The organism is Aeromonas sp. FDAARGOS 1407, assembly GCF_019048725.1.
In the GTDB taxonomy this organism is placed as follows: domain Bacteria; phylum Pseudomonadota; class Gammaproteobacteria; order Enterobacterales; family Aeromonadaceae; genus Aeromonas; species Aeromonas enteropelogenes.
The window spans coordinates 256,879-282,829 of record NZ_CP077399.1; the positions used below are offsets into that span (position 1 = coordinate 256,879).

Sequence of the window (25,951 nt, forward strand, 5' to 3'; positions counted from 1 at the left end):
CCATTATATCGGAGGGGGGGGCGAATGGCATCCATCGGCTGCCTTTTGGCCACTCTCTCTGTCATACTCTCCTCAGTTTGCCGGTATGTGAGACACAGAACTCATGAGTAAGGACACTTTTGCCCAGTCAGCCGCCTATCTCAAACAGGCGGTTCCCCTGATGATCAAGTACCAAATCCCCACCACACCTGACAATTATCATCTCTGGTACAACTATGTATCGGCCAGCATGCCCGAGCTCAACCAGGCCATCGATCAGGCCATCAAGCTTCAGGGCACCTGCTCGCTGACCACCTGCGAGCGCCTCTATCACCAGCACCTCGCCGCCCAGGATGAGCAGCAGATGGAGGCGATGAAACTCAGCCTCGCCGCCATGGCCAACGAGCTGGGTCACTCGATGCAGGATGCCATTTCTGATACCGGCCTGTTTCAGGAGATGCTCGACAAGAGCTTCGACAAGCTGAGCAAGATCGACGACGAGGGGTTGAGTCTGGAGGACACCATGGGGATCCTGCGGGATCTGGTGCGCGAATCCCGCGATGTGCGCATGTCCACCATGCACTTTCGCAACCAGCTCAGCAATGCCGAGAAAGAGATCAAGGAGCTGCGTGAGGCGCTCAACGAGACTCGAAAACTGGCCAACGAGGACGCCCTCACCAACCTGCTCAACCGGCGCGCCTTCGATTTCGAACTGGAAGGATTGATTCGCAGCAAGCACCCCTTCTCGCTGATCCTGGCCGATATCGACAGGTTCAAGAACTTCAATGACGAGTATGGTCACTTGCTGGGGGATCAGGTGCTGCGGGCTTTCAGCAAGCGGCTGCGCGATGCCTGCAAGGAGGGGGTAACGGCCTATCGTCTCGGCGGCGAGGAGTTTGCCCTGCTGGTGCCCCATCGCAATCTGGCACTCAGCAGACAGATGGCGGAAAGTATCCGGCGCGCCATCGAGCGAATGTCGGTACTGGATCGCAAATCTGGACGTCGCATCGACCACATCACCGCCTCATTCGGAGTGGCGGAGCACAATGGCCAGGAGGGTGTCGACAGCCTGGTCGAGCGCACCGACAAGATGCTCTACAAGGCCAAGGATCTGGGCCGCAACCGGGTGATGCCACTCCCGTCCTGATGTCTTGCCATCTGCTCGTCACCATCAACAAAAAAGCCAGTCAATTGAATTGACTGGCTTTTGGCTATTCAATATGAGGCTGCTCGCACAGTCCCGCTAGTTCAGGTCAGGATCAGGAAATTACTCCTGAACCTCGGCTACCCCTTCCACCTTCACTTCAACACGACGATCCGGTGCCAGGCAGACGATCAGCTCACGCTTGGACTTGCTGACGCAGCTGTCCCCGGTGACCGGTGAGGACTCGCCACGACCTTCCACATTGACCTTGGAGGCGGGAATACCCTTGCCGACCAGGTAGTTGGCTACGCTTTGGGCACGCTGCTCGGAGAGCTTCTGGTTATAGGTATCGGAACCGATACGGTCGGTGTAACCGATCACGGTTGCCACCCCATCCTTGGGTCGGGCCTCTTCAATCTGGCTATAGAGGGAGTCCAGCGCCTGACCCGCTTCCGGCTTCAGAGTGGCCTTGTTGAAGTCAAACAGCACATCGGAGCTCAGGGTGAACTGCTTCTCGACCATCACGGGCTCGGGAGCCGGCTCGGGCGCTGGTGCAGCAACCACGGGAGCGACCTGACCGAAGCGGTAAACGGCACCCAGCGAGAGCAGACCGTTGTCCATGCGCACGCCCGTGTCTTCACGGCTGCCATAAGGTGTTGAGTATTGATATTCGAGACGGGCGGCCCAGTCACGGTTGAAAGCGTACTCGGCACCCAGGGCTCCGACGACGACGAAACGGCTGTCACTGTCGAAACGTTCGCTGTCAGCCCAACCATAACCACCACCGATACGACCGTAGAGATCCAGGCTCTCGGTGACCGGGAAACCCAGCTTCAGGGTCAGCTGAGCCAACTGGGACTTCACGCTATCGCCGAAGGCAGTACCGGCGGCAGTGGTAGCGTCATACTTGTATTTGCCCAGGTAGTCATAACCCAGCTCGATACCCAGATTCTGGTTGACCTGATAACCGGCAAAAGCACCGGCACCCAGTGCATCGTTGGTTTCATCGCCAAGGGTAAAATTGTTGCTTTCATCAATGCCGTAGAAGTTGGACCAACCCAGCTTGGCACCGCCATACCAGGTGTTGTCTTGGCCTGCAGCCTGGGCATTGGCCGCGAGCAAGCCGGTAACCAACAAGGTAATCAATGACTTTTTCATGTTTTAGCCTCTGCAACTTTATGTAGGAGGGGTTGCTTGATACCACCCCATCTTATGGGCACGACCACATCGACTGCGATCGCAGCATATTAACGTTAGTCCATTTTCAAGTGCTTGATACCAATTAACAAAAAACACCATAACCCAGAAACGTTCACAAACACAGCACAAGCGTCTGATTTTTAGACAAAGTTGTGACATGTAAGCGGCAAAGGAAAGAGGACCATAAAAATGCGGGGCCAACATGAGGTTGGCCCCGCACCGGTGTTTACAGATCGCAGATCAGCGACGAATAAACTCGTAATGCTGTTCGATGAAAGCGGCGACCCGCTCCCCCATCGCCTTGTGCACTGTCGCGGTTGGATGCACCTGATCCCAGAACATGTGCTCATCGCAGTTCCGGGCTGCCGCACTGCGGGCCGCTTGCGGGCTCACGACAGCCTGGGCCAGGATCGGGTTGCCGGCCACCGCCAGACGCTCTGGGACGCTCAAGGCTGGCGCCTCGCTCGCATCGGAGAAGGGCTTCCATAGATACCCGCCGCCATAGCAGGCGTGCTCGATGTCGCTCAGCCCGAATTTCTGGGGATCACCGACCATCTCGTCAAACTGCTTGTCCACTTCGAACATCTTGACGATGCCAAGGGGGGCCAGCTCGCGCGAGAGATTGAGCAGCCGCTGGTTGTGATAGCTGGCTACGTGGCGTACCTGATCCACTACCTTCATGCTGTTGGCGGATGGAGTTCTGCCCAGATCCGGGATGTTGAACAGCAGGATCTGCTGCGCCCCGTTAAGTACCAGTCGGTTGGATGCCAGGCGGATGGTCTCGATCACCCGATCGGCATCCTTCTCCTGATTCCAGCCATAGGCCAGATAGTCGTTGGCCCCCACCCAGATCACCACCAGATCGTCGGGACGCAAGCTGTCCTTCGCCAGGAACTGATCGATCTCGTAGTCGAGGTTGTTGATCACCTGATACTTGGGATCCCAGGCCCAGAAGTTAAGCCAGCCCAGCTTGTTGTAGGCCACCGCCGTCGCCCCACCTTCAGCCTCGTTAGCCAGCTGAAGCCCGGGGAAGTGTTCGTCTCGCAACAGTTCCAACCAGACCGGGCCATTGCTGAAACGCCCCTCGTAATAGGGAGGGCTGGAGGGGAGATACCCCTTCATCTTCTTGTACATCTTGCCGGTGTCCGAGAGGCTGTCACCAAACATCACGATCCGGGAAAAGCTCGGGTGCTCCACCGCCTGAGCAGTCAGCGCCAGTAACCCCAATAAACAAACAAGCCATTTTTTCATATTGTTATTCTCATTGATTGAGCAGGCAGAGCCCGCAACTCGTCCTCAAGCCGCAACGACGTCGGGAATGCGTCGAACCAGCCCCTTACTAACCAGACGACAGATTACAGATTCAAATGAAATTGAACACGCCGAGCTGTGCGATTAAATCGATTGCGCTCTCATTCGTCGGCAAAAAGTGCCGTTCTTTCACGCTTGTTTCACGCCTGCCTCGCCAAAATGGCCCCATACCAACGACAGGAGCATAAAAATGAACAAAGCAAGCGTAATCGGACTGGTGGCCCTGATGTCTGTCTCTTCTTTCGCCATGGCGGCCTACACCGGCCCCCAGGAGCAGAACAAGGTTTCCGTCGCGCAACTGAAAGACTTGGCTGATGACAGCTGGGCCACTCTGGAAGGCAAGCTGGTCAAACACCTGGGCGACGAAAACTACCTGTTCCGTGATGCCAGCGGCGAGGTAGAAGTCGAAGTGGATCAGGACGTATGGCGTGGCGTCGAAGTGGGTCCGGATGACCTGATCCGCATCCGCGGTGAAGTAGACCACAGCTGGAACAAGACCGAGGTAGAAGTGGAATCACTGGAGAAGGTGGGCGCGGCTCCCCAGGCCAAAGGTGGCTTCATCGGTAAATAATGGCAACACCATGCCAGTCAGAACCAACAAGGGCGCTTGATATCAAGCGCCCTTTGTCGTTATTGCCGGTTATCCCGCCTGCCTGGCAAAGGATCGTTTGAACCCCTTTTCGGCCTGATTGACCTTGTAGAGGTAACGGCGCGCCTCCGCCTTGGGATGCTGCTCGGTCAGTACCTGATAGACAGCCTCGGGGGAAAGCTGGTTGATCCGGCCCGGCGCCGCCTTGCGATCGCTGGAGAAAGTGTTGAGCACACCACCGGCGCCACCGTTGTAGGCGGAGATCACCGCATAGCGACGGGACTGGGGATCCTGGATATCCGCCAGATAGACGGTCTGCAGCAGGTGCAGATAGGCCGTCCCCACATCTATGTTGTAGGCGGGATTGAACAGGTCTTCCCGGGTCGGCTGACCGCTCTTGCCCTTGACCCGCACATAGACATCGCGTCCGGCGGTGGCCGGGATCACCTGCATCAGGCCATAGGCGTTGGCATGGCTCACCGCATAGGGGTTGAAGCTGCTCTCCGTCTTGATCACCGCGTAGATCAGGCTCTCGGCAACACCGTACTTGCGGGATGCCTCCCGGATGATGCTGGCGTACTTGTAGCCACGTTTATCCTCATGGTTGGCCACCATGGGGATATCGATGAAGAAGATGTTGCGGATCCCCAGGGTGCGTTTCTTCATCGCCGTGTTGAGCAGATAGTCGGCATAGCGCTCGGCCCGCCAAGTGGAGCGGATCGGTTGCCCCTGGTTGTCCAGCACCTGCCCATAAAGAAACGGCTCGCCACCGGGCATGATCTCCCGATCCGAGTAGAGATCCACTTCCGCCGGATCGTCCGGCGTCAGCAGGGTTTCGATGATGGCGCGACGCAGGTGGGCACGGGGCTCAATCCCGGAGACCGTCTCCACCATAATGTGACCGGTGGAAAAGTCGATGTGGGCCCGGCTCTTGTACTGATCCGTGTATTTGACGTAGTCAAACTTGCCCGCAAACAGCGCCTCCCGCCCCCATATCTCGTTCACGTTATGGGAAAGCGCGCTGATCATGTGTTCAAAACCGCGAATGTCCTTGCCGTTGACCAGATCATCATCGTCGCTCCCGCTGGGCTTGGGAGAGGATGAGCAGGCAGAGAGAAACAGCAAGGCACACAGCAGCCAAAGAATTCGGCCCATAGGATCCTCAAACCGGGCGGCCGGGCCGCCCGTCACTTATTGGCTTGTACCAGGAGGGGATAACCGTTTTACGCTCTCTCAGCTCACTGGCTGGGAGGGGTATAACCGTCGATCTGGACTTCACCCGCGTCAAACAGGTAGCTGACCATCTCTTTCTCCAGCAACTGGCGATGCTCGAGATTCATCATGTTGAGCTTCTTCTCGTTGATCAGCATCACCTGCTTCTTCTGCCATTCGGCCCAGGCATCCTTGCTGATGTTGTCGAAAATCCGCTTGCCGAGCTCACCGGGGTAGAGTTGGAAATCGAGACCCGGCGCCTCTTTTTTCAGACGTTGGCAAAATACGGTACGGCTCATGTTGACCTCTGTGGTTGTAAGTCCGGATAGGCGAGCAGGCGGGCCGTGGCGGCTGCCAGCCCCACCTGTGCAGGATGGCGTAAGTTATACCAGAGTCGGTTATCCGCTTCCATGAGACGCAGGGCCGGCGCCTTGTCCGTCTCTATCAGCAGCGGCTGGATATCGAGATGGAAGTGGCTGAACGTGTGGCGAAAACCCTCCAGCTCCCGATAACAGCTGCCATTGAGGCCCAGCCCCTGCAACACCCCGTCGACCTCGGCCAGCGATGCCACCTGGGGGAAGCAATAAAGTCCGCCCCAGATCCCCTGTGGCGGACGTTTTTCCAGCAGCAGTTCGTCACCGTGGCGGATCAGCAGCATGATGCCGGTGCGCGCAGGAATGCTCTTCTTGGGCTTGCTGTTGGGGTAGTCGGTGGGCTTGCCCTGCGACAGCCCCTGGCAATCATCCCGCACCGGACAGCGCTCGCAAGCGGGCTTGCTGCGGGTACAGATGGTGGCACCCATGTCCATCATGGCCTGGTTGTATTGGGCCACCCCCAACCTCGGGGTGAGGCGGGTCGCTATCTCCCACAGCTCGTTTTCCACCTGTTTCTGGCCAGGCCAGCCCGGCAGGGCAAGCCAGCGGGTGAGCACCCGCTTCACGTTGCCATCGAGAATGGCGTGGGGCTGCCCGAGGGAGAGGGAGAGCACGGCGCCAGCGGTGGATCGACCAATGCCCGGCAGGGCCACCACCTCGTCAAACTGCTCCGGGAAGACCCCCTGATGCTGATCGCGGATCTGCCGGGCCGCCTTGTGCAGATTGCGGGCCCTGGCGTAGTAGCCAAGACCGGTCCAGTGGTGCAGCACTTCGTCTACGGGGGCATCTGCCAGCGCTACCACATCGGGAAAGCGCGCCATAAAGCGCTGGTAATAGGGGATCACAGTGGCGACCTGGGTCTGCTGCAGCATGATTTCGGAGACCCAGACCCGATAGGGGGTCTTCTCCTGCTGCCAGGGCAGGGTCTTGCGGCCGTGGAGCTGGTACCAGTCCAGCACCCGGCTAGCGAAGGTTGATTGGTTCACATTGTTCTCATGTATCTGATATGAAAAGGAACTCTCCGGCTCCTTCGGCTCACCATATACCGACATGCCCTGCAACAGGCGACGGAGGGTATGGCGAGCGCTCATGTGTGCGGCAGGGTAAGGCCTCCCCCAGATGAAGTCAAAGCGCCGCAGAGGGATTTTTTCCCTCCCTCGCCCCCGGCAGCAAAGCCGCCGCAAAGACGATATACTCGGCCCCATCATTGCTGAAGAGGTACAGGGTTTGCAAACTTATCTGGTTGGGGGCGCAGTACGGGATCGGCTGCTGGGACTGGCGCAGGGCGACAGGGATCATCTGGTGGTGGGCGCCACCGTGGAACAGATGCTGGCGCTGGGGTTTACCCAGGTTGGTCGCGACTTCCCCGTGTTTCTCCACCCCAAGACCCAGCAGGAGTACGCTCTGGCCCGGACCGAGCGCAAGCAGGGCCAGGGCTACACCGGCTTCGTCTGCCATGCGGCCCCCGATGTGACTCTGGAGCAGGATCTGCTGCGTCGGGATCTCACCATCAATGCCATCGCCGAGGATGAAGAGGGCCAGCTCCACGATCCCTACGGCGGTATCCGGGATCTGGAAAACCGGCTGCTGCGCCACGTCTCCCCCGCCTTTGCCGAAGATCCCCTGCGCATCCTGCGGGTGGCCCGATTTGCCGCTCGCTTCCACGCCCAGGGATTCGTGATTGCCCCCGAGACCCTGGCCCTGATGAGCGAGATGACGGCCGCAGGCGAGCTGGCCCACCTCACCCCGGAGCGGGTCTGGAAGGAGCTGGAGAAGGTGTTGCTGGGCCCGACACCGCAGGTGTTCTTCGAGGTATTGCGCGAGTGCGGCGCCCTCAAGGCGCTGTTCCCCGAGCTTGACGCCCTGTTCGGGGTGCCCGCCCCCGCCAAGTGGCATCCTGAGATCGACACCGGCATCCACACCATGATGGTGCTGGCACAGGCCTGTCGCCTCTCCCCCGAACTGACAGTGCGCTTCGCCGCCCTCTGCCACGACTTTGGCAAGGGGCTGACGCCCAGGGAGTTCTGGCCGAGCCATCACGGCCATGGCCAGAAGGGGCTACCCCTCATCCGCGACTTCTGCCAGCGCTTTCGGGTCCCCAACGAGTGCCGGGATCTGGCGCTGCTGGTGAGCGATCTGCACACCCACATCCATATCGCGTTTGAACTCAAACCCGCCACCCTGCTCAAGGTGTTCGACAAGGCCGACGCCTGGCGCAGACCGGAGCGTTTCGCCCAGTTGCTCGATGCCTGCCGCGCCGATTTTCACGGTCGCACCGGCTTCGAGGAACGGGTCTATGCCGAGCCGGATTATGTGGCCGAGGCGCTGGCCGCCGCGCAAGCCGTGCCGGTGAAAGAGATTGTTGCGGCAGGCTTCAAGGGAGAGGAGATCAGGGCCCAGCTGGCCAAGCGGCGTACCGACGCCATCAGCCGGGTCAAGGATGAGTGGACCTTTATCGAGGAGTAAGGCTCCCGGCCACAACTACCCAATAAAAAGCGGCCGTACCGACGATGCACTCCCATAGGGGAAACACGTCGTTACGGCCGCTGTCGATGCAAAGGGGGCCTGAGCCCCCTTTGTGATATCCGCTCGTCAGGCCGGACCAATTCGGTCCAGCAGGCTCATGTGGGTTGAGCCATCGTGGCGCTTGAGGTTCTGGCGATACTCGAACTGGCGCTGACTCTCCTGCTTGAGTCCCAGCATCAGCGAATAGCACATGGCCAGCATGATCACCGAGAACGGCAGCGCGGCTATGATGCTGGCCGCCTGCAGGGCAGCCAGCCCGCCCGATACCAGCAGGATGGCGGCTACCAAGCCCTCGCCCAGCCCCCAGATGGCGCGGTGCATCACGGGAGGATCCTGATCCCCGATGGAGAGCAGAGTCGTGATGACCAGGGTGCCCGAGTCACTGGAGGTGATGAAGTAGGTGCAGATCAGCAGGGTCAACACCCCCTTGGCAATCCAGCCGAAGGTCTCCCAGTGCAGCAGATCCACCGTCTTGTAGAGCGCCAGGGTCACGTCCTGATTGACGGACGCCACCACGCCACCATCGCCAAACAGCTCCAGATTCATGGCGGTGCCACCAAACACGGTGAGCCACAGCATGCCGAGCAGGGAAGGCACCAGCAAGACGCCGAGTACGAACTCGCGGATGGTTCGACCCTTGGAGATGCGGGCGATAAACATGCCGACGAACGGCGCCCAGGCGATCCACCAGCCCCAGTAGAAGGCGGTCCAGCTCGACTGCCAGGCCGAGGTGCCATTGGCTTCGGTGTTGGTCCAGAAGCTCAGCTGAATGATGTTCTGCAGGTAGTCACCGATATTCTGCACATAGGCGTTGAGAATATAGGTGGTCGGGCCCAGCACCAGAAAGAGGCCGAGAATGAAAACACTCAGCCAGATGTTGAGCTCGGAGAGCAACTTAACCCCACGCCCCACACCGGAGACGGCCGACAGGGTGGCCACCAGGCTGATGCCACCGATCAGCCACAGCTGATTGGCCTGCGAGACTTCCATCCCGAACATCTGGTTGAGGCCGGTATTCATCTGGGAGACGCCAAGACCAAGGGAAGTCGCCACCCCGAACACTGTGCCGAATACCGCCAGCACGTCGGCGGCATGGCCCCAGAAACCGTAGATGCGATCACCGAGAATGGGGTAGAGCACGGAACGGATCGCCAACGGCAACTTGCGGCGGTAGCTGAAGAAGGCCAGCGACAGACCGACGATCACATAGATGGCCCAGGGGTGCAGGCCCCAGTGGAAGAAGGTGAGGCGCATGGCGACCTGGGCCGCCTCGGGAGTCATGCCATCGGTGATGAAGGGGTTGTCCTGCAGGTGATACATGGGCTCTGCGATGCTCCAGAACACCAGTCCAATCCCCATGCCTGCACTGAACAGCATGGAAAACCAGGCAAAGTAGCCGAACTCCGGTACCTGGTCGTCGTCACCCAGCCGGATGTTGCCAAAACGGCTGAACATCAGATAGACAGCGAAGAACAGGAACAGGGCGACCACCAGAATGTAGTACCACTTGAACCCGGCAATGATCTGATCCTTGGCGCCGGTAAACCAGGCTGCGGCCGTATCGGGAACAAAGACCCCGAACAACAGAAACAGGGTGATGACGGTGAGTGCCGTCATGGCCATGGTGGGATTGAGGCCTTTCAACAGCCCTTTGCTTGCTCGCATCCAGCCTCCTTAGTCGTGGTTGAAAAAGTCTTCGCCAACGTGCTCGCCGGCGCCGCCGATGGCGCGATAGACCAGCTTGCCGGCCGCCTGTTCGCGATGATCCACCAGGGAAACCGACGGTTGGCCATTCACTGCATGACGCTTGCCAAGGAAGATGGCCATGGGCACGCCTAGGTTGGAGATACCACTGGTGATCCAGAGACGGTTGAAGTCATAGGAGCCGCCGATGAACTCCAGCTGCGCCAGACCGGTATCCAGGCCAGTCAGGTAGAAGTTCATGGCACTCTCGTCGGGGAAGAGATGAACCAGCACATAGGCATAGCGCAACTCGTTGACCAACTCCTTTAGGTTGAAAGTACCTGTCTCACTACAAGAGAGGGGAAGCTCACCATCATAGTGATGGACCTTCAGATTGTTGGGGTCTTCGTCGTAGGCGGGCTGGTAGCGTACAAAAGCCGATGTATCCGGCAGTTCATAGCGTACACGCACCACTTTCAACCCACTTACCAGGGTCTTGATATCCAGTTCATTGGTCATCTTCACTCCTCAAATGTCAGCGCTAATTCTGCAAAGAGGGGGCTAAACTAACACAAAAATACTTTGAACATAAACCATTAGAGTCGTAACCATATTGACGTTTTCCTCTGGCAAGAGCAGAATTTGCCCCCTTAAATCCTCCTGACGACCCGGTTCCCCATGGAAAAACATGATGAAGTGCTGATAGCGCTGCGCCAGATCATTCGTGCCATCGACATGCACTCCAAGCGCTTGATCAAGGAGGCGGGTCTCACGTCACCACAACTGCTGTTGCTCAAAGGGATAGACGAACTTGGCCAGATCTCCATGCGCCAACTGGCCAATCACACCAACATGAGCCAAGCGACGGCCACCACCATCATGGATCGGCTGGAGAGCCGCCAGCTGGTGCAACGCATTCGCAGCGAAACTGACAAGCGCAAGGTGCACGCCACCCTGACCGACGCAGGCAGGGCCCTGCTGAACCAGGCCCCCAGACCGCTGCAGGAGTGCTTCATCCAGCGTTTTCAGGCACTGGAGCCCTGGGAGCAGACTCTGCTGCTCTCCTCCCTGCAGCGCATCTCGTCGATGATGAATGCCGATGAAATAGATGCGGCCCCTGTGCTGAGCGTGAGACCTCTCACCGAATAGCGGGCATGACAATAAGGCCGGATGGCATGCCATCCGGCCTTATTGTTGATAGCGAGACAGGCGGTCGGCGCGGCCTCATGACGAAGCCATACGTCATCCGCTGATGGTCAAGGACCAGCCTTCACTACCCAGCGGATGTATCACAGCGCCTCTTCATCCCCTTCGCCGGTCCGGATACGCACCGCCTGCAGCAGGTCGTAGACAAAAATTTTGCCGTCACCGATCTTGCCGGTATAAGCCGCCTTGCAGATGGCTTCGATCACCCCTTCCACGTTGTCGTCGGCGGTCGCGATCTCCAGCTTGACCTTGGGCAGGAAGTCGACCTGATATTCGGCTCCCCGGTATAATTCTGTGTGTCCCTTCTGGCGGCCAAATCCCTTGACCTCGGACACGGTCAACCCTTCCACCCCCAGGTTGGCAATCGCCTCACGGACATCGTCCAACTTGAATGGTTTGATAATCGCAGTAATCAGCTTCATCTGGTTGCTCCCAATCCATGGTGTGTCATGAACCAGCAATCAATTCTTGTGCCAAAAATTTTTACTGTGTTATCTCATGTAGATAGCGTCTAATTGCAGTCCCCTTGACCTGAGCCGCCCCCGCAACCGATCTGCGCGCCCCATAATGAGGCACCAAGGTGCAGCGACCTGCACGTCTGCACCAAACAAGAGCACCACAGCATGTTAGTGATTTCCAATAGCGTCACCCTCCCCTGGCATGAGCTGCAATTCCAGACCATGCGGGCCCAGGGAGCCGGCGGACAACACGTCAACAAGACCGACTCCGCCGTCTGGCTGCGCTTCGATTATCGCCACTCACCGAGCCTGCCGCCGCTCTACATAGAGGGGCTCGACAAGCTGAGCGACAGCCGGATCCACGATGGCTTCATCCTGATCCGGGTCGAGACCCATCGCAGCCAGGACATGAACCGCAAGGAGGCGATGCACCGCCTGGTGGAACTGCTGAAAAAAGCAGCCTGGCGCCCCAAGACTCGCCATGCCACCAAGCCGACCCGCAGCTCCCAACGCAAGCGGGTCGATGCCAAGAAACGCAAGGGGGAGATCAAGTCAGCCCGTGGCAAGCCGGTACTGGAGTGATGCCCCCCTTCACAGCGAAAGCGAAAGAAGATGAGATACAGTTTTTGCGAAAGCGCCCGCGGCCCCCTGCTCATCGCCATCGACGATGATGGCCTGCGCCATGTGGAGTTCATCCAGGGCGAACGCCCCGTCATGCCACAGCCAGAGTGGCAACGGGACGATGCCGCACTCGCCCCCTACAAAGAGCAGTTTTCCGCCTACTTTGCAGGTCGCCTGCAGCAGTTCGATCTACCACTCGCAGCCAGGGGGACACCGTTTCAGCAAGCGGTGTGGCAGGCACTGTGCGACATACCCTATGGCGACACCGTCAGTTACCTCGATATCGCCACCGCCATCGGCAATCCCAAGGCGGTACGGGCGGTCGGCGCCGCCAATGGCCGTAATCCCCTCAGCATCATAGTCCCCTGCCACCGGGTGATCGGACGCAGCGGCGATCTGACCGGCTATGCCGGCGGCATCCCGATCAAACGCTGGTTACTGGCTTTGGAACAGACGGCGGGAACATTCGAGTTGCTCCCCTGACAAAACCGCGCTGATGGAGACTCGGGCTGAAGATGGGAACGGGCTGGCAGGATACCCGAAGGCATAGGCTGGCGACTGGCACGGCGGCCGGAAATAGTTGCCGAGAATATGAACAGAGGATGAAGAATCATCTCAGCACTACTTCAGATAGCCCCTGGCAATATGAACTCATACTTGATTGGCATGGCTCATCGCCGATTCAAGTAGCACCCATGTGACGCTTCCAATCTGTCTTTTTCCCCCGCGCCTCCTTTGAGGCGCTTTTTTTGTGCCAAGCCTCCCCCACTACTGGGGGTCAGTCGACACAAAAAAATGAGGCGAAGGAGCTCCTTCGCCTCTGGTATCACACTTCCATCATTCGCTCTGGGCAAGAAAAGAGAGCTCGGGCGCGGAGGAGGTCAACACATCGGCGCAATAGTCCCAGGTCGAGATGCGGTAGTGCTGCAAGTCTTCGTCCAAATGTAGGCCATCGGATTCCTGATGAAACCAGCTGGCAAAACGGGACGGCGTGATGATCTGGATCTGCTCCTCGATGGCATGACTATCCTTCCCCTCCGCCAGATCGCAATCCTCCATCACCCGCAGGGCGTAGATATGGCGAAAGTGAACCCGGCACAGCAACTGGGGCGGCAGATCTATGCTGCGAGCCCGTCCCAGCATGATGGTCAGGGAGTCGCTCCAGAGATCCTGATGCAGCTCGGCGACAACCAGGCCGGGCGGTAGCTGGCGGGAGGGCGCCCAAGGGACGGCCACCTGCCGAATGGCATTTTTCTGTTCCATCATCCACCTCCAGCTTGTGACGACAACACCCTTTCTTGAGTCTATCTGAACCACATGGGTTCACCGAAAGCAATTGATAGACAATAAAAAAGCCGACGTATCAAACGTCGGCGAATAAAAAGTGCTTACAACAGAGGATTCATATAATCAGACCCATCACTAGGAAGATTGGTTCCCTCTTTTTGTAATTAATTTTCTGCACGTTTAAACATCAGGGTGGTGGCATCTGACTCTTCCGGCACGAAGTAGTAGCCATCGGCGTTGAAACCGGTCAGCTGTTCCGCACTGGTCAGTTTGTTTTTGATGATATGGCGAGCCATCATGCCCCGCGCCTTTTTGGCGTAGAAACTGATGATCTTGAACTGACCGTTTTTCTCGTCCTTGAATACCGGAGTAACAATCCGCCCCTTCAGGGCCTTGGGACGCACGGATTTGAAATACTCGTCAGAAGCCAGGTTCACCAGCACCTCATCCCCCTGAACGGCAAGCGCCTTGTTCAGGTGCTCGGTGATGATGTCGCCCCAGAACTGGTAGAGATCCTTGCCGCGCGGATTATCGAGGCGAATCCCCATCTCCAGCCGGTAGGCCATCATCAGATCGAGCGGTCGTAGCACACCGTAGAGACCGGATAGCATGCGCAGATGTTGCTGGGCAAACTCGAAATCCTCGTCGCTGAAATCTTCCACCGCAAGCCCGGTGTAGACATCACCCTTGAAGGCCAGCAGGGCCTGACGGGCATTTTTCGGGGTAAATGCCGGCTGCCACTCGGCGAAACGGGCGGCATTCAGACCAGCCAGCTTGTCGCTGATCTTCATCAGGCTGGCGATCTGATCCGGGCTCAGCTGACGGGCCCGGGCGATCAGCTCGGCTGAGTGATCCAGCAGTTCGGGTTGGGTGAAACGGGACGTCACCAGGGGTGACTCGTAATCCAGCGTCTTGGCCGGAGATACCACAATCAGCATAAGGATCCTCTATGGCGAGGAACCGCCCGCCCGGGCGGTCCCGTTATTCGTCTAGCGTCACATTGTCCAGCATGCCGGATCCCAGCTGTTCATGACCCGAAAGCTTGATCAGCAGTCGCAGGTCATTGGCCGAGTCGGCATGGGCGAGGGCCTCACTGTAGCCAATCTGGCCGGCACAGAACAGGGCAAACAGCGCCTGATCGAAGGTCTGCATGCCAAGCTCTGAGGATTTGGTCATCACTTCCTTGAGCCGGTGCATCTCTCCCTTGCGGATGATGTCGGTGATGAGCGGGGTGTTGAGCAGGATCTCGAAGGCGGCAAAACGTCGCCGCCCGTCGATACTGGGCACCAGTTGCTGGGCAACGATGCCACGCAGGTTGAACGAGAGATCGAACAGAAACTGGCGGTGTTTCTCCTGGGGGACCAGATGCAGGATGCGATCCAGCGCCTGGTTGGCGTTGTTGGCATGCAGAGTTGCCAGACAGAGGTGACCAGTCTCGGCAAACTGCAGGGCAAACTCCATGGTCTCCTGGCTGCGGATTTCTCCGATCAGGATCACATCCGGCGCCTGGCGCAGAGAGCTCTTCAGCGCCACGTCGAACGATTCGGTGTCTATCCCCACCTCGCGCTGGGTCACCAGGCTGCGGCCGTGTTGGTGCACGAACTCCACCGGATCTTCCACCGTCAGTATGTGCCCATCCGCATGCTGGTTGCGATAGCCGATCATGGCCGCCTGGGTGGTGGACTTGCCCGCCCCCGTGGCCCCGACGAACAACACCAGTCCCCGCTTGGCCATCGCCACGTCCTGCAATATGGGAGGCAGGCTCAGATCATCGAAGGTGGGAATGCGAGTCTCGATGCGGCGCAGCACCATGCCAGGCAGCTCTTGCTGCCAGAAGGCACTGACCCGAAAACGGCCCAGCTCCTCACGATGGATGGCGTAGTTGGCCTCCTTGGTTCGGATGTAGCGTTCAAAATGGTCCGAGCTGAGGGTCTCCCTGACCAGGGTCAGCGCCTCCTTCTTGTCGAGGGGCTCGTTGCCCAGCGCCACCAGGTGACCATTGACCTTGAGGGTGGGAGGCGAGCCCACCGTCACAAACAGATCCGAGCCCTTGCGGCTGACCAGCTCGGCCAGCATCTGATCCAGATTCATGATGTCTCCTTCCCTGGATTCGTTGTTGTTATACGCTGTTGGGATCGACGGCCTTGGCCTTGGCATCGAGGGACGCCACCACACCCCGGCTGACCAGCTGTTTGAGGCTCTGATCCATGGTCTGCATGCCGTGGGTCATCCCGGTCTGGATCACCGAGTAGAGCTGAGCGATCTTGTCTTCCCGAATGAGGTTTCGCACCGCCGGAATGCCCATCATGATCTCGTGGGCCGCCACCCGGCCGCCGCCGATCCGCTTGAGCAGGGTCTGGGAAATGACAGCCCGCAAGGATTCGGACAGCATGGAGCGCACCATGTCCTTCTCCGCGCCGGGGAAGACGTCGATGATACGGTCTATAGTCTTGGCCGCCGACGAGGTGTGCAAGGTGCCGAACACCAGGTGACCGGTCTCGGCCGCGGTCATGGCGAGTCGGATGGTCTCGAGGTCCCGCATCTCGCCCACCAGAATGATGTCCGGGTCTTCACGCAGGGCCGAACGCAGGGCGGCGCTGAAACTCTTGGTATCGCGGTGCACTTCCCGCTGGTTGACCAGACAGCGCTTGTTCTCGTGCACGAATTCGATGGGATCCTCGATGGTGAGGATGTGGTGATGAAAGTTCTCGTTGATGTAGTTGACCATGGCCGCCAGAGTGGTGGATTTGCCCGAGCCGGTCGGGCCCGTCACCAGCACCAGACCCCGTGGGAATTCGGCAATCTTGCGAAATATCTCGGGGGCATCAAGATCCTCAAGGCTCAGTACCGTACTGGGGATGGTACGAAACACGGCGCCGGATCCACGCGCCTGCTGGAAGGCGTTGACCCGGAAACGCGCCAGATTGGGCACCTCGAACGAGAAGTCGACCTCGAAATTTTCCTCCAGCTCCTTGCGCTGGTGGTCGTTCATGATGTCATAGATGAGGGCGTGAACTTCCCTGTGCTCCAGGGCGGGCAAATTGATCTTGCGAACCTCCCCGTCAACCCTGATCATCGGGGGAACCCCGGCCGACAGGTGTAGATCCGAGGCTTTATGCTTTACACTGAAAGCCAATAACTCTGTGATATCCATAGATTTGTCATTCTCCCATCACAAGATCACTTACGAAATATGAACCAGATTGCCCAGCACCTGCTTCAGGTAAAGGAGCGCATTGCCCAGGCCGCCGGGCGGGCAGGCCGCAATGTAGAAAGCATTCCCCTGCTTGCCGTCAGCAAGACCAAACCCATTGAGGCGATCATGGCGGCTCATGCCGCGGGTCAACGCCGTTTTGGTGAGTCCTACGCCCAGGAAGCAGCGGCCAAGATCGATACCCTGCGCCAGCAAGAGGGCTATGCCGACATAGAGTGGCACTTTATCGGTCCTTTGCAATCAAACAAATCCAGGCTGGTGGCCGAACGGTTCGACTGGGTACAAAGTGTCGACAGGGACAAGCTGATCGAGCGTCTTAACAATCAGCGCCCGGCCACGATGGCACCGCTAAATGTTTGTCTGCAAATCAATATTAGCGGAGAGAGCAGCAAATTCGGAACGTCTGAACAAGAGATTTTCCAGCTGGCCGAACGGGTTGCCCAATGCGAACGACTGGTGCTCAGAGGCCTGATGGCCATCCCGGAGCACACCAGTGACGAGGCCGTGCTGGCCGCCCAGATGACTCGCATGCAGGCTCTGTTCACCGAGCTTGCGCGACAATACCCGAGCGTCGACACCCTCTCGATGGGGATGACGGAAGATCTCGAGCTGGCGATCGCCCACGGCAGCACCATGGTGCGGGTCGGCACCGCCATCTTCGGCGCACGTGACTACTCATAAGCATGAGGGGGCCGCAGCGTCCCCTCTTGCAACCATCCCATCAACAGGAGCGTTTGATGCAGCATAAAACCATCGCCTTCATCGGCGCAGGCAACATGAGCCGCAGTATCATTGCCGGTCTGGTCAAGGCGGGTTATCCGGCAGAGAAGATCACCGCCGCCAACCCTAGCCTACCCAAGCTGGAGGCCCTGACCAGCGACTACGGCATCCATGTCACCCAGAACAACGCCGACGCCGCCCGCCATGCCGAGATCATAGTGCTGGCGGTCAAGCCGCAGCTGATGGCCGATATGCTGGGGGCGCTGGTCGGTGAGCTGGGATCTTTGTCCGGCAAGCTGCTTATCTCCATCGCCGCCGGCATCAAGGTGGCGCGCCTTGGCGAGATGGCCGGTGGCCATGCACGCATCATCCGCACCATGCCCAACACCCCTGCCCTGCTGGGGCTCGGCATGACGGGCCTCTACGCCCCCGACACGGTTGACCAGGAGGATCGCGACTTTGCCGAACAGATGATGCAGGCCGTCGGCAAGACCCTCTGGGTCGAGCAGGAGTCCGGTATCAATGGCGTCATCGCCGCCGCTGGCAGCGCTCCCGCCTACTTCTTCCTGTTCATGCAGGCCATCGCCGAAGAGGCCGAAGCCATGGGCTTTCGCCCTGAGCAGGCCCGTCTGCTGGTGCAGCAGACCGCCCTTGGCGCGGCCGCCATGGTGGAACAAAATCCAACACTCGCGCTCGCCACCCTGCGTGAACAGGTGACCAGCAAGGGCGGCACTACGGCCGAAGCCATCAAGACATTCCAGCAGCAGGGGCTGATGCCGCTGACTGCTCAAGCCATGCAGGCAGCCGTTGCCCGCGCCGCCGAAATGGAAACCCTTTTCTAACAGGAGCCCAGATGAACACCGCTTACTTTCTGATTAATACCGTTTTCGATCTCTACCTGATGGTGGTGCTGCTGCGGGTCTGGCTGCAGTGGGCCCGCGCCGACTTCTACAACCCCATGAGCCAGATGGTGGTCAAGCTGACCAACCCGCTGGTGGTGCCGCTGCGTCGCATCATTCCGGGCTTTGGCGGCATCGATATGGCCTCCGTGCTGCTAGCGCTGGCGGTGGCCTTCCTCAAGCTGGCCCTGCTCAAAAGCATGAACGTGCTGCTGGCCGACTGGCTCAGCATCAGCCTGTTTGCCGCCCTGACCATGCTGAAGAAGGCGGGTTCGATGATCTTCTGGATCCTGCTGATCCGTGCCATCCTGAGCTGGGTCAGCCAGGGTCGCAACCCCATCGAATACGTGATGCACCAGCTGACCGAACCCTTCCTGGCCCCCATCCGCCGCGTGCTGCCGGCCCTGGGCGGGCTGGATCTCTCCGTGCTGGTCGCCTTCATCGGGCTGCAGGCCATCAACTACCTGCTGGGTGACCTGTTCGGTCAGCTGTGGTGGATGATTTGATGCCAGCCGTCCAGCAACAAGGGGATGAACTGGTACTGCATCTGGTGATCCAGCCCAAGGCGAGTCGGGATCAGATCGTCGGGCTGCACGGAGAAGAGTTGAAAGTGGCCATCACGGCACCGCCGGTGGATGGCCAGGCCAACAGTCATTTGATCAAGTTTCTGGCCAAGCAGTTCAGGGTGGCCAAGGGGCAGGTGAACATAGTGCGGGGGGAACTGGGTCGCCACAAGACGGTGGCCATCGATTCCCCCAAACAATTGCCACCGGAAGTGAGCGCCTTGCTGGATACTTGAACTTGAGCCAACAGTGAACACGAGAGGGACGACACCATGAAAACAGCCTGGATAAGCTGCCTGCTGGCACTGCTGATGACACTGCCACTCAAGGCAGAACAGATGAAGGAGCTGGGCCCCTGGCAGGTGCACTACAGCGCCTTCAACTCCAGCTTCCTCACTCCCGAGGTGGCGAAAACCTACGGGCTGGAGCGCAGCCGCTACAACGGCATCATCAACATTTCGGTACTGGACAAACAGGGGAAAGCCCAGGCGGTAGGCATCACGGGTGAGGCGAAAAACCTCACCGGCACCATCCGCACCCTGAGCTTTCAGGAAGTGAAGGAGGGTAACGCCATCTACTATCTGGCGACCCTCCCCTACCGCAACGAAGATACCTACCAGTTCACCCTGAAGATCATGGGCGCAGGGCAGCAACAGACCCTCAGTTTCCAGCAGACCTTCTACGTCGACTGATACGAGCGCACAAAAAGCCCCGGCCATGGCCGGGGCTTTTTTTCGCCGGATAAAAACAGGGGCGCCTGGTGGCGCCCCTGCTGATACCCGTATTGAAACCTGCTCTTACAGGGAGAGGAACAGGCCGGCCAGGGAGGCACTCATCAGGTTGGCCAGCACACCGGACATGATGGCTCGCATGCCGTAACGGGCGATGAAGGCCTTGCGCTCCGGCACCATGGAGCCCAGACCACCGATCAGGATCGCCATGGAGGAGATGTTGGCGAAACCGCACAGGGCGAAGGTAACGATGGCCTTGCTCGACTCGCTCAGGCTTTGATCCTGGACCAGGGCGATGAAGGCGACGAACTCGTTGACCACGATCTTGGTGCCGATCAGGGCGCCAGCTGCCTGGGCCTGATCCCAGGGCACACCGATCAGCCAGGAGACGGGGGCAAACAACCAGCCCAGGATGATCTGGAAGCTCAGATCCAGCCCCACCAGATCACCGGCCCAGCCCAGCAGACCGTTGAGCATGGCGATGACACCGACGAAGGCCAGCAGGGTGGCACCGACTGCGACCGCGATATTGAGGCCGCCCATGGCACCGTCGGCCGCCGCCTCGATGACGTTGGTGGCGCGGGGCAGTTCGACATCCTGATGGTGATCCTGCTCATCGGCCGCAGGCGGCACCAGGATCTTGGCCATGGCCAGACCTGCAGGCGCGGACATGAAGGCGGCTGCGATCAGGTATTTCAGCTCAACCCCGATGCTGGCGTAGCCCACCAGGGTGCCGCCAGCCACGGAGGCGAGGCCGCAGCTCATCACCGCGAAGAACTGGGAGTCGGACATCTTGGAGAGATAGGGTTTGACCACCAGCGGCGCTTCCACCATGCCGACGAAGATGTTGGCGGTGGCGGAGAGGCTCTCGGCGCGGCCGGTACCCAGCAGCTTTTGCAGCACGCCGCCCAGCAGGCCAATGACACGCGGCATCACGCCGATGTGGTAGAGGATGGCGATCACCGCGGAGAAGAAGATGATGATCGGCAGCACGTTGAAGGCGAAGATAAAGCCCAGCTTGAATCTGGCCAGATCGCCAAACACGAAGGCGATCCCTTCCTGGCCATAGTTGATCACACTGCTGACACTCTCGCTGACCCCGTTCAGCACATGCTGGCCGGCAGGCAACCAGAGCACCAGGGCGGCAAACATGACTTGCAGGGCGAGGGCGAGGCCCACTGTTCGCAATGGGATACGGCGGCGATTATCAGAGCAGAGCACGGCCAGGGCCAGAATACTCAGGATGCCGAGCAGGGCAATCATAGGGACTCCATCAGGTGGCAAAAAAGATGGCCGCGGATTCTGCGCCCACAACCCCGCCACTGCAAGTCCGCTTGGTTACAGCTCTGTTAGAAAAAACGTTTTCACGATACCGGTTGCGGCAACTGGCTGATTTGGCTCGATTTTAGTATCACGAGAAAGCCAGTGTTTTTATATGGAAACGATTATTCCTCTGTGCCGGACAATTTGCCCCCGAGCCAGGGGGCCAGCCGCTGCTCCCAATAGGGTTGCTGGCCGAAGCACTCCTTGAGGAAATCGATGAAGAGGCGGATCTTGGGATCCAGGTGCTCGCGTCTGGCATAAACCGCGTGGACCGCCATCTGCTGGTTCGGCCGCCATTCGGGCAACAGGGGGATCAGCTGGCCGGACTGCAACTCTTTGTCCAGCAAGTAGTTGGCGATATAGGCGATGCCGAGCCCGGCCAGCGCCGCGTCCCGCACCGCCTCCGCCATATCGACCCGATAGTTGCCTGCCACCTGCACCGTCTGGCGTTCCTTGCCCTGACGGAACGACCACTGGTGATAGCGCCGCTCACGGCTCTGATAGGTGATGCAGTTGTGCTGGGCCAGATCCCTGGGGTGCAGCGGCGTGCCGTGACTCAAGAGATAATCCGGTGATGCCGCCAGCACGAAGCCGATATCGGTCAGGCGCTGGCCCACCAGCCCCTCCGGTTTGTCCTCATAGGTGGTGATCCAGAGATCCAGCCCCTCATCCACCAGATTGGTTCTGTGGTCAAACAGGGAAACCTCCAGCTCCAGCTCAGGGTAGCGATCCTGAAACGCCTTCAGATGGGGGATGACGTGCAGCCGGCCGAACGACTGACCGACGCCGAGGTGGAGCACCCCGCTCACCTTGCCGCGCCGCTCGGCGATCATCGACTCCGCCTCCTGCCCGACCGCCACCAGGGCGTGGCAATGGCGGGCATACTCCTGACCCAGTTCGGTCAGGGCGAAACGACGGGTGGTGCGCTGCACCAGCTGGGCACCGAGAGCGGTTTCCAGCAGCGCCAGCTGCTTGCTGATATGGGATTTGGAGACGCCAAGGCGCCGGGCGGCGGCAGAGATACCCTGCTCGCGCACCAGCGCATCGAAGATCACCATTTGCGGAAGACGTTGCAGCACGGGATAACCAGTTGGAGGAGGCAGGAGCCCATTATTCCAGAGCCGCCCGCCAAGGGGTAGGCTCAGTTCCCCAGCGCCTGCACCAGCTGACGCCTGAGGGGATCCCTGGCTGGATTCTGGTTGGCGCCATAACTGCCAATGAGCTTGCCGTCGCGCCCCAGCAGATACTTGTGAAAATTCCAGTTCGGCGCATCCCCGTCGGCCGCCTCGGTCAGCCCCCGATACAGGGGCACCGCATCGGAGCCCCGCACCGCGACCCGGTTGAACATGGGGAAAGTAACGCCATAGTCGCGGCGGCACACCTCGGCAGTCCTGCCCTCGCTGGCATCCTCCTGCCTGAAATCGTTGGAGGGGAACCCCAGAATAATCAGCCCCTTGTCCTTGTAGTTCTGGTAGAGCTTCTCCAGATCGCGAAACTGGCCGCTATAGCCACAGTAAGAGGCGGTGTTGACCACCAGCACCACCTTGCCTTCGGTCAACTGGCAGAGGTTGTGGCGTTGGGTGCTATTAAGCTCCCGCATCTCCACGTTGAAATAATCGGGGCAGGTGGCGGAAGCCATCCCGCTCACCATCAACAGCAACAAAATACTCCATTTCATCATCGCACCTCCTTGGGGGTTGTCTGACATTCATCCCGGTTCACCCTCAGCGAAGCGCAATACCGGTCAGCCAGCCGTGTCCCCAGAAGATTAGCAGGGCCGTCGCCACCAGCCCGGCACCCGTGCTGATCCCGGTCGCCTTCCAGTTGGCGGCGGGACGGGGCGCTTGTTGCCAGTCACGCCATGAAATCCAGACGATGCTGACCAGGGCCCACAGGCCGATGCCGCCAAACAGCACCAGGGAGCGGGCCTCGCTGTTGACCAGCAGGTGGGCCAGCGCCCAGATCAGGGTGCCCAGCAGTTGGGGATGCACCAGCCAACGCCGGAAATGGTTTTGTCCCTGACCGGAGAAAAACAGGATCAGGGCGATGGGCATCATCCCCATCATGGCCAGCGGCCCCCAGGCGGGCAGAAAATAGAGGGGCAAGGGGCTGGCCATGCGCCACCCGGCGATGATGAAGGCGATGGCGATAAACACCAGCAGGGAGAAGAGCCCCTTGTAGCGGTTCTCCCCCAGCCGCTCGCGCAGATGGTGCCGGTGCTCCGCGCCGTAACAGGGATAGAGATGGATGAGGGTGAACAGCGCCACCCCCAGGGTCAGCAGGATCATGGCTCTCTCCTTGTCGTTGTTGTGAACAACTATGCCGCAAAGGGGCGGGAGCGCCTATCAAAACCGCGCCATCCCGCCACGAACCGCCATAAAAAATGCCGATCGCAGGGGATCGGCCAAGAGGTGCCAAGGGCGCCCGATGATCTCGATAGCCGAGAGCGGCGTCCTGACGGGGCGAGGTCGGGCCGATGCATGCGCATCGGCCCGGGAGTATCAGCGCGGCAACCGGTAGAGGGCCGCCACGTTGCGAGCGGTCAGCTCGAGATTGATGCTGGCGGTCGCCAGGGCTTCCGGCAGGGACATGGCGCGATTGACCACGGCAAACACTGCGTCCAGCCCGTGCTCATGCACCACACCACAGTCGTCGGTGAGACAACCGGAGATCCCGATCACCGGCTTGCCGAACTGCTTGGCGCAACGGGCCACCCCGATGGGAGTTTTGCCGTGGATGGTCTGGCTGTCGATCCGTCCCTCGCCGGTGATGACGAGATCCGCATCGGCTACCGCGTCGGCCAGCTTGAGCGCCTCGATGACGATCTGGATGCCGGGCTTGAGCTCGGCGCCGAGCAGGCCCACCAGCGCGGCCCCCATGCCACCGGCGGCGCCCGCCCCCGGGATCTCCTTCACCTGCTTGCCGAGGGCCTGCTCGATGCAGTCGGCATAGTGGGAGAGGTTGGCATCCAGCTGCGCCACCATCGCCGGCGTGGCCCCCTTCTGCGGACCAAACACGGCGGAGGCACCCTTGGATCCGCACAGCGGGTTGTTCACGTCGCAGGCCACCTCTATGGTCAGCCCGGCCAGACGCGAGTCCAGCGTGCTCAAGTCGATGCTGGCCAGATCCTTCAGACCGGCGCCCCCCAGGGCGATGGGGGTGCCATCCGCTTTCAAGAGCTTGCCGCCGAGCGCCTGGATCATGCCGGCACCACCGTCATTGGTAGCGCTGCCACCGATGCCGAGGATGAGGTGGCTCACCCCCATCTCCAGCGCGGCCAGGATCAGCTCGCCGGTACCGAAGCTCGAGGTCAGCAGCGGATTGCGCCGCTCCGGTTCCACCAGATGCAGGCCGGAGGCGGCCGCCATCTCGATGACGGCGCGCTTGCCGTCCCCCAGCAGGCCGAGGAAACCCTGCACCCGGTTGCCGAGCGGTGCAGTCACCTCGACCGGCAGGATGCGGCCCCCGGTGGCATCCACCAGGGATTGCACCGTGCCCTCGCCGCCATCGGCCATCGGCAATTTGACGTAGGTGGCCTCTGGCAGCACCTGCTTGAAACCCGCCTCGATGGCATCGGCCACCGCCATGGCGCTCAGGCTCTCCTTGAATGAATCGGGGGCGATCACAATTTTCATATCAATTCCTTAGGCGAGGCCAAACACGCCAAACATCAGGGTGGAGACGGTAGCAATGGTCAGACCGACGGCAGTTTCGTAAGGGATCAGCTTGAGACGCTCGCTCACCCCCATGTGGACGCTGCCACCGGTCGCATGGAAGAAGGAGCCGTGCGGCATGTGGTCAAACACGGTGGCACCGGCGTGGATCATGGCGGCGCCTGCCAGACCGCTGACACCCAGTTCAAGCAGGGTGGAGCTGAAGACGTTGGAGGCCACCACGGTACCGGCAGTAGTCGAGGCGGTTGCCAGCGACATCAGGGCACCGGAGATGGGGGCCAGCAGGTAGGAGGGCAGACCGGAGGCAGTCAGGCCGCTGATCAGCACATCCTTCAGGCCGGAGTTGGCGATGATGCCAGCCAGGGTACCTGTACCCAGCAGCATGATGGCCACCGGAGCCATGCGGGCCAGACCCGAGACCGCAAACTGGTTCACCTTGGTGAACTTGCCCATCATCAGGGCGCCGACCAGGCCACCGAGGGGCAGGGCAATCAGCGGATCCACCACGATACCGGCCACCGGGCGCAGGGCCAGCAGCAGGATGGCAACCAGAGGGGCGCTGATGGCGGCGGCAAAACCGGGCAACTTGACTCCGTCAAAGCTCACCACTTCATCGGCGGCAACCTTGCTACCCTTGTTGTTCAAACGCTTGGCGAGCCAGTAGGCCATCACCAGACCGAACAGGCCCGGGATGATGCCGGCAGCCATGACGGAGGTGAGGGGCAGATGGAAGGCATCGGCCGCCGCGATGGCGTTGGGGTTGGGGGACATGACGTTGCCCGCCTTGCCACCACCGATCATCGCCAGCAGGATGGCCGCCTTGGAGAGGTCGGCACGACGGGCGATGGCCAGGGCAATCGGGGCGACCGTGATGACCGCCACGTCCACGAAGACGCCAACCGCGGTCAGGATCATGGTGGCCAGCGCCAGCGCCAGCAGGGCGCGGGTTTCACCGAGCTTCTTGACGATGGTTTCGGCGATGGTGGTGGCCGCTCCCGATTCGATCAGCACGCCCGCCAGCACACCTGCCGCCAGGATCCGCATCACGGCGGTGGTGATCCCCTGGGCGCCGCCGATCATCAGAGCGACGGTCTGGCTCAGATCGGCGCCACCGATCAGGCCACCGGCCAGGGCGCCGACGATCATGCCGTAGGCGGGAGGAACCTTCTTCAGGATGAGAAAGATGGCGATGGAGAGCGCCGCGATGGCGCCAAGGGCTGTAACCGGGATCATGACG

Annotated in this window: 29 protein-coding genes; 11 read left to right on the top strand and 18 right to left on the bottom strand. The window is 60.0% G+C overall.

The window, feature by feature from the left end; all coding sequences use genetic code 11:
• Positions 1–103: 103 nt before the first annotated feature.
• Complete coding sequence (locus I6L37_RS01260) at positions 104–1,126, top strand: GGDEF domain-containing protein (protein ID WP_042026641.1); 1,023 nt, start codon at positions 104–106, stop codon at positions 1,124–1,126.
• Positions 1,127–1,246: 120 nt separating this feature from the next.
• Here the strand turns inward: I6L37_RS01260 and ompA are convergent, their stop codons facing one another.
• Together ompA and I6L37_RS01270 are read right to left on the bottom strand one after the other, a co-directional pair.
• A complete protein-coding gene (gene ompA / locus I6L37_RS01265) occupies positions 1,247–2,281 on the bottom strand; it encodes a porin OmpA (protein ID WP_042070420.1) in 1,035 nt (344 codons plus the stop codon).
• 282 nt (positions 2,282–2,563) lie between these two features.
• Entirely contained in the window at positions 2,564–3,574 is a 1,011-nt protein-coding gene (locus I6L37_RS01270; protein WP_216993084.1) for an SGNH/GDSL hydrolase family protein, read from the bottom strand.
• A 250-nt stretch (positions 3,575–3,824) separates the two neighbouring features.
• Here I6L37_RS01270 and I6L37_RS01275 point away from each other — a divergent pair, with 250 nt between their 5' ends.
• Positions 3,825–4,205, top strand: coding sequence for a YgiW/YdeI family stress tolerance OB fold protein (locus I6L37_RS01275; RefSeq protein WP_042070422.1), 381 nt, complete (start codon positions 3,825–3,827; stop codon positions 4,203–4,205).
• Between the two features lie 69 nt (positions 4,206–4,274).
• On the opposite strand, the gene mltC is transcribed toward I6L37_RS01275, so the two are convergent.
• The 3 genes from mltC to mutY form a co-directional block, all read right to left on the bottom strand.
• Positions 4,275–5,378 carry a membrane-bound lytic murein transglycosylase MltC gene (gene mltC, locus I6L37_RS01280; protein ID WP_026456201.1) on the bottom strand — a complete coding sequence of 368 codons (1,104 nt, stop codon included), beginning with the start codon at positions 5,376–5,378 and terminating at the stop codon, positions 4,275–4,277.
• Between the two features lie 83 nt (positions 5,379–5,461).
• A complete protein-coding gene (locus I6L37_RS01285; RefSeq protein ID WP_216993085.1) occupies positions 5,462–5,734 on the bottom strand; it encodes an oxidative damage protection protein in 273 nt (90 codons plus the stop codon).
• Entirely contained in the window at positions 5,731–6,795 is a 1,065-nt protein-coding gene (mutY, locus tag I6L37_RS01290) for an A/G-specific adenine glycosylase (protein WP_254203532.1), read from the bottom strand. The genes I6L37_RS01285 and mutY overlap by 4 nt, the downstream gene beginning before the upstream one ends.
• A gap of 241 nt (positions 6,796–7,036) precedes the next feature.
• Here mutY and I6L37_RS01295 point away from each other — a divergent pair, with 241 nt between their 5' ends.
• Positions 7,037–8,275 carry a multifunctional CCA addition/repair protein gene (locus tag I6L37_RS01295; protein ID WP_216993086.1) on the top strand — a complete coding sequence of 413 codons (1,239 nt, stop codon included), beginning with the start codon at positions 7,037–7,039 and terminating at the stop codon, positions 8,273–8,275.
• A 126-nt stretch (positions 8,276–8,401) separates the two neighbouring features.
• Here the strand turns inward: I6L37_RS01295 and I6L37_RS01300 are convergent, their stop codons facing one another.
• A complete protein-coding gene (locus tag I6L37_RS01300) occupies positions 8,402–10,000 on the bottom strand; it encodes a BCCT family transporter (RefSeq protein ID WP_216993087.1) in 1,599 nt (532 codons plus the stop codon).
• A 9-nt stretch (positions 10,001–10,009) separates the two neighbouring features.
• The gene (locus I6L37_RS01305) at positions 10,010–10,537 is read right to left on the bottom strand and encodes a hypothetical protein (protein ID WP_042026648.1); all 528 of its coding nucleotides are present in this window, start codon (positions 10,535–10,537) and stop codon (positions 10,010–10,012) included.
• A 159-nt stretch (positions 10,538–10,696) separates the two neighbouring features.
• Between I6L37_RS01305 and I6L37_RS01310 the strand changes: the two genes are divergently transcribed.
• Positions 10,697–11,167, top strand: coding sequence for a MarR family winged helix-turn-helix transcriptional regulator (locus I6L37_RS01310; protein ID WP_026456196.1), 471 nt, complete (start codon positions 10,697–10,699; stop codon positions 11,165–11,167).
• 140 nt (positions 11,168–11,307) lie between these two features.
• Here the strand turns inward: I6L37_RS01310 and glnK are convergent, their stop codons facing one another.
• The gene (gene glnK, locus I6L37_RS01315) at positions 11,308–11,646 is read right to left on the bottom strand and encodes a P-II family nitrogen regulator (RefSeq protein ID WP_026456195.1); all 339 of its coding nucleotides are present in this window, start codon (positions 11,644–11,646) and stop codon (positions 11,308–11,310) included.
• A gap of 201 nt (positions 11,647–11,847) precedes the next feature.
• On the opposite strand from glnK, the gene arfB reads away from it, so the two are divergent.
• Together arfB and I6L37_RS01325 are read left to right on the top strand one after the other, a co-directional pair.
• On the top strand, positions 11,848–12,264 hold the full coding sequence (gene arfB, locus I6L37_RS01320; protein WP_026456194.1) for an alternative ribosome rescue aminoacyl-tRNA hydrolase ArfB: 417 nt from the start codon (positions 11,848–11,850) through the stop codon (positions 12,262–12,264).
• Between the two features lie 30 nt (positions 12,265–12,294).
• Positions 12,295–12,786: a methylated-DNA--[protein]-cysteine S-methyltransferase gene (locus I6L37_RS01325; RefSeq protein ID WP_216993088.1), complete on the top strand. Its 492-nt coding sequence runs from the start codon at positions 12,295–12,297 to the stop codon at positions 12,784–12,786.
• A gap of 354 nt (positions 12,787–13,140) precedes the next feature.
• Here I6L37_RS01325 and I6L37_RS01330 read toward each other — a convergent pair whose 3' ends face one another.
• The 4 genes from I6L37_RS01330 to tapT form a co-directional block, all read right to left on the bottom strand.
• Positions 13,141–13,566, bottom strand: a complete 426-nt coding sequence (locus I6L37_RS01330) for a hypothetical protein (RefSeq protein WP_042026650.1) — start codon at positions 13,564–13,566, stop codon at positions 13,141–13,143.
• Between the two features lie 188 nt (positions 13,567–13,754).
• Positions 13,755–14,528 (bottom strand): peroxide stress protein YaaA, encoded by a 774-nt coding sequence (gene yaaA, locus I6L37_RS01335; RefSeq protein WP_216993089.1) that lies wholly within the window; start codon positions 14,526–14,528, stop codon positions 13,755–13,757.
• Positions 14,529–14,571: 43 nt separating this feature from the next.
• Positions 14,572–15,681, bottom strand: a complete 1,110-nt coding sequence (tapU, locus tag I6L37_RS01340) for a type IVa pilus ATPase TapU (protein WP_042026652.1) — start codon at positions 15,679–15,681, stop codon at positions 14,572–14,574.
• Between the two features lie 28 nt (positions 15,682–15,709).
• The gene (gene tapT, locus I6L37_RS01345) at positions 15,710–16,744 is read right to left on the bottom strand and encodes a type IVa pilus ATPase TapT (protein WP_026457847.1); all 1,035 of its coding nucleotides are present in this window, start codon (positions 16,742–16,744) and stop codon (positions 15,710–15,712) included.
• 39 nt (positions 16,745–16,783) lie between these two features.
• Here tapT and I6L37_RS01350 point away from each other — a divergent pair, with 39 nt between their 5' ends.
• Genes I6L37_RS01350 through I6L37_RS01370 form a run of 5 tightly spaced genes read left to right on the top strand, consistent with a single transcriptional unit; the run spans position 16,784 to position 19,678 of the window.
• The gene (locus I6L37_RS01350) at positions 16,784–17,485 is read left to right on the top strand and encodes a YggS family pyridoxal phosphate-dependent enzyme (RefSeq protein ID WP_216993090.1); all 702 of its coding nucleotides are present in this window, start codon (positions 16,784–16,786) and stop codon (positions 17,483–17,485) included.
• Positions 17,486–17,541: 56 nt separating this feature from the next.
• Complete coding sequence (gene proC, locus I6L37_RS01355) at positions 17,542–18,366, top strand: pyrroline-5-carboxylate reductase (protein ID WP_216993091.1); 825 nt, start codon at positions 17,542–17,544, stop codon at positions 18,364–18,366.
• Positions 18,367–18,377: 11 nt separating this feature from the next.
• Positions 18,378–18,929 carry a YggT family protein gene (locus tag I6L37_RS01360; RefSeq protein ID WP_216993092.1) on the top strand — a complete coding sequence of 184 codons (552 nt, stop codon included), beginning with the start codon at positions 18,378–18,380 and terminating at the stop codon, positions 18,927–18,929.
• Positions 18,929–19,222: a DUF167 family protein YggU gene (yggU, locus tag I6L37_RS01365; protein ID WP_042026655.1), complete on the top strand. Its 294-nt coding sequence runs from the start codon at positions 18,929–18,931 to the stop codon at positions 19,220–19,222. Before I6L37_RS01360 ends, yggU begins: the two co-directional genes overlap by 1 nt.
• 36 nt (positions 19,223–19,258) lie before the next feature.
• Positions 19,259–19,678: a DUF4426 domain-containing protein gene (locus tag I6L37_RS01370; RefSeq protein ID WP_026457681.1), complete on the top strand. Its 420-nt coding sequence runs from the start codon at positions 19,259–19,261 to the stop codon at positions 19,676–19,678.
• Positions 19,679–19,783: 105 nt separating this feature from the next.
• Here the strand turns inward: I6L37_RS01370 and I6L37_RS01375 are convergent, their stop codons facing one another.
• The 6 genes from I6L37_RS01375 to I6L37_RS01400 form a co-directional block, all read right to left on the bottom strand.
• Positions 19,784–20,980 (bottom strand): NupC/NupG family nucleoside CNT transporter, encoded by a 1,197-nt coding sequence (locus I6L37_RS01375; protein ID WP_026457680.1) that lies wholly within the window; start codon positions 20,978–20,980, stop codon positions 19,784–19,786.
• 182 nt (positions 20,981–21,162) lie between these two features.
• Complete coding sequence (locus tag I6L37_RS01380; RefSeq protein WP_026457679.1) at positions 21,163–22,098, bottom strand: LysR family transcriptional regulator; 936 nt, start codon at positions 22,096–22,098, stop codon at positions 21,163–21,165.
• Positions 22,099–22,181: 83 nt separating this feature from the next.
• Entirely contained in the window at positions 22,182–22,718 is a 537-nt protein-coding gene (locus I6L37_RS01385) for a glutathione peroxidase (RefSeq protein ID WP_216994105.1), read from the bottom strand.
• Between the two features lie 46 nt (positions 22,719–22,764).
• Positions 22,765–23,328, bottom strand: coding sequence for an NnrU family protein (locus tag I6L37_RS01390; protein ID WP_042026659.1), 564 nt, complete (start codon positions 23,326–23,328; stop codon positions 22,765–22,767).
• Between the two features lie 213 nt (positions 23,329–23,541).
• Positions 23,542–24,675: a glycerate kinase gene (locus I6L37_RS01395; RefSeq protein WP_216993093.1), complete on the bottom strand. Its 1,134-nt coding sequence runs from the start codon at positions 24,673–24,675 to the stop codon at positions 23,542–23,544.
• A 9-nt stretch (positions 24,676–24,684) separates the two neighbouring features.
• Positions 24,685–25,947, bottom strand: a complete 1,263-nt coding sequence (locus I6L37_RS01400) for a GntP family permease (RefSeq protein ID WP_042026662.1) — start codon at positions 25,945–25,947, stop codon at positions 24,685–24,687.
• Positions 25,948–25,951 lie beyond the last annotated feature (4 nt).

What these genes read in the sequence shown, in the direction of transcription:
- I6L37_RS01260 (WP_042026641.1), top strand. Translation starts at nt 104, where the DNA reads ATGAGTAAGGACACTTTTGCCCAGTCAGCCGCCTATCTCAAACAGGCG.
- ompA (WP_042070420.1), bottom strand. Translation starts at nt 2,281, where the DNA reads ATGAAAAAGTCATTGATTACCTTGTTGGTTACCGGCTTGCTCGCGGCC.
- I6L37_RS01270 (WP_216993084.1), bottom strand. Translation starts at nt 3,574, where the DNA reads ATGAAAAAATGGCTTGTTTGTTTATTGGGGTTACTGGCGCTGACTGCT.
- I6L37_RS01275 (WP_042070422.1), top strand. Translation starts at nt 3,825, where the DNA reads ATGAACAAAGCAAGCGTAATCGGACTGGTGGCCCTGATGTCTGTCTCT.
- mltC (WP_026456201.1), bottom strand. Translation starts at nt 5,378, where the DNA reads ATGGGCCGAATTCTTTGGCTGCTGTGTGCCTTGCTGTTTCTCTCTGCC.
- I6L37_RS01285 (WP_216993085.1), bottom strand. Translation starts at nt 5,734, where the DNA reads ATGAGCCGTACCGTATTTTGCCAACGTCTGAAAAAAGAGGCGCCGGGT.
- I6L37_RS01300 (WP_216993087.1), bottom strand. Translation starts at nt 10,000, where the DNA reads ATGCGAGCAAGCAAAGGGCTGTTGAAAGGCCTCAATCCCACCATGGCC.
- I6L37_RS01305 (WP_042026648.1), bottom strand. Translation starts at nt 10,537, where the DNA reads ATGACCAATGAACTGGATATCAAGACCCTGGTAAGTGGGTTGAAAGTG.
- I6L37_RS01310 (WP_026456196.1), top strand. Translation starts at nt 10,697, where the DNA reads ATGGAAAAACATGATGAAGTGCTGATAGCGCTGCGCCAGATCATTCGT.
- glnK (WP_026456195.1), bottom strand. Translation starts at nt 11,646, where the DNA reads ATGAAGCTGATTACTGCGATTATCAAACCATTCAAGTTGGACGATGTC.
- arfB (WP_026456194.1), top strand. Translation starts at nt 11,848, where the DNA reads ATGTTAGTGATTTCCAATAGCGTCACCCTCCCCTGGCATGAGCTGCAA.
- I6L37_RS01325 (WP_216993088.1), top strand. Translation starts at nt 12,295, where the DNA reads ATGAGATACAGTTTTTGCGAAAGCGCCCGCGGCCCCCTGCTCATCGCC.
- I6L37_RS01330 (WP_042026650.1), bottom strand. Translation starts at nt 13,566, where the DNA reads ATGGAACAGAAAAATGCCATTCGGCAGGTGGCCGTCCCTTGGGCGCCC.
- yaaA (WP_216993089.1), bottom strand. Translation starts at nt 14,528, where the DNA reads ATGCTGATTGTGGTATCTCCGGCCAAGACGCTGGATTACGAGTCACCC.
- tapU (WP_042026652.1), bottom strand. Translation starts at nt 15,681, where the DNA reads ATGAATCTGGATCAGATGCTGGCCGAGCTGGTCAGCCGCAAGGGCTCG.
- tapT (WP_026457847.1), bottom strand. Translation starts at nt 16,744, where the DNA reads ATGGATATCACAGAGTTATTGGCTTTCAGTGTAAAGCATAAAGCCTCG.
- I6L37_RS01350 (WP_216993090.1), top strand. Translation starts at nt 16,784, where the DNA reads ATGAACCAGATTGCCCAGCACCTGCTTCAGGTAAAGGAGCGCATTGCC.
- proC (WP_216993091.1), top strand. Translation starts at nt 17,542, where the DNA reads ATGCAGCATAAAACCATCGCCTTCATCGGCGCAGGCAACATGAGCCGC.
- I6L37_RS01360 (WP_216993092.1), top strand. Translation starts at nt 18,378, where the DNA reads ATGAACACCGCTTACTTTCTGATTAATACCGTTTTCGATCTCTACCTG.
- yggU (WP_042026655.1), top strand. Translation starts at nt 18,929, where the DNA reads ATGCCAGCCGTCCAGCAACAAGGGGATGAACTGGTACTGCATCTGGTG.
- I6L37_RS01370 (WP_026457681.1), top strand. Translation starts at nt 19,259, where the DNA reads ATGAAAACAGCCTGGATAAGCTGCCTGCTGGCACTGCTGATGACACTG.
- I6L37_RS01375 (WP_026457680.1), bottom strand. Translation starts at nt 20,980, where the DNA reads ATGATTGCCCTGCTCGGCATCCTGAGTATTCTGGCCCTGGCCGTGCTC.
- I6L37_RS01380 (WP_026457679.1), bottom strand. Translation starts at nt 22,098, where the DNA reads ATGGTGATCTTCGATGCGCTGGTGCGCGAGCAGGGTATCTCTGCCGCC.
- I6L37_RS01385 (WP_216994105.1), bottom strand. Translation starts at nt 22,718, where the DNA reads ATGAAATGGAGTATTTTGTTGCTGTTGATGGTGAGCGGGATGGCTTCC.
- I6L37_RS01390 (WP_042026659.1), bottom strand. Translation starts at nt 23,328, where the DNA reads ATGATCCTGCTGACCCTGGGGGTGGCGCTGTTCACCCTCATCCATCTC.
- I6L37_RS01395 (WP_216993093.1), bottom strand. Translation starts at nt 24,675, where the DNA reads ATGAAAATTGTGATCGCCCCCGATTCATTCAAGGAGAGCCTGAGCGCC.
- I6L37_RS01400 (WP_042026662.1), bottom strand. Translation starts at nt 25,947, where the DNA reads ATGATCCCGGTTACAGCCCTTGGCGCCATCGCGGCGCTCTCCATCGCC.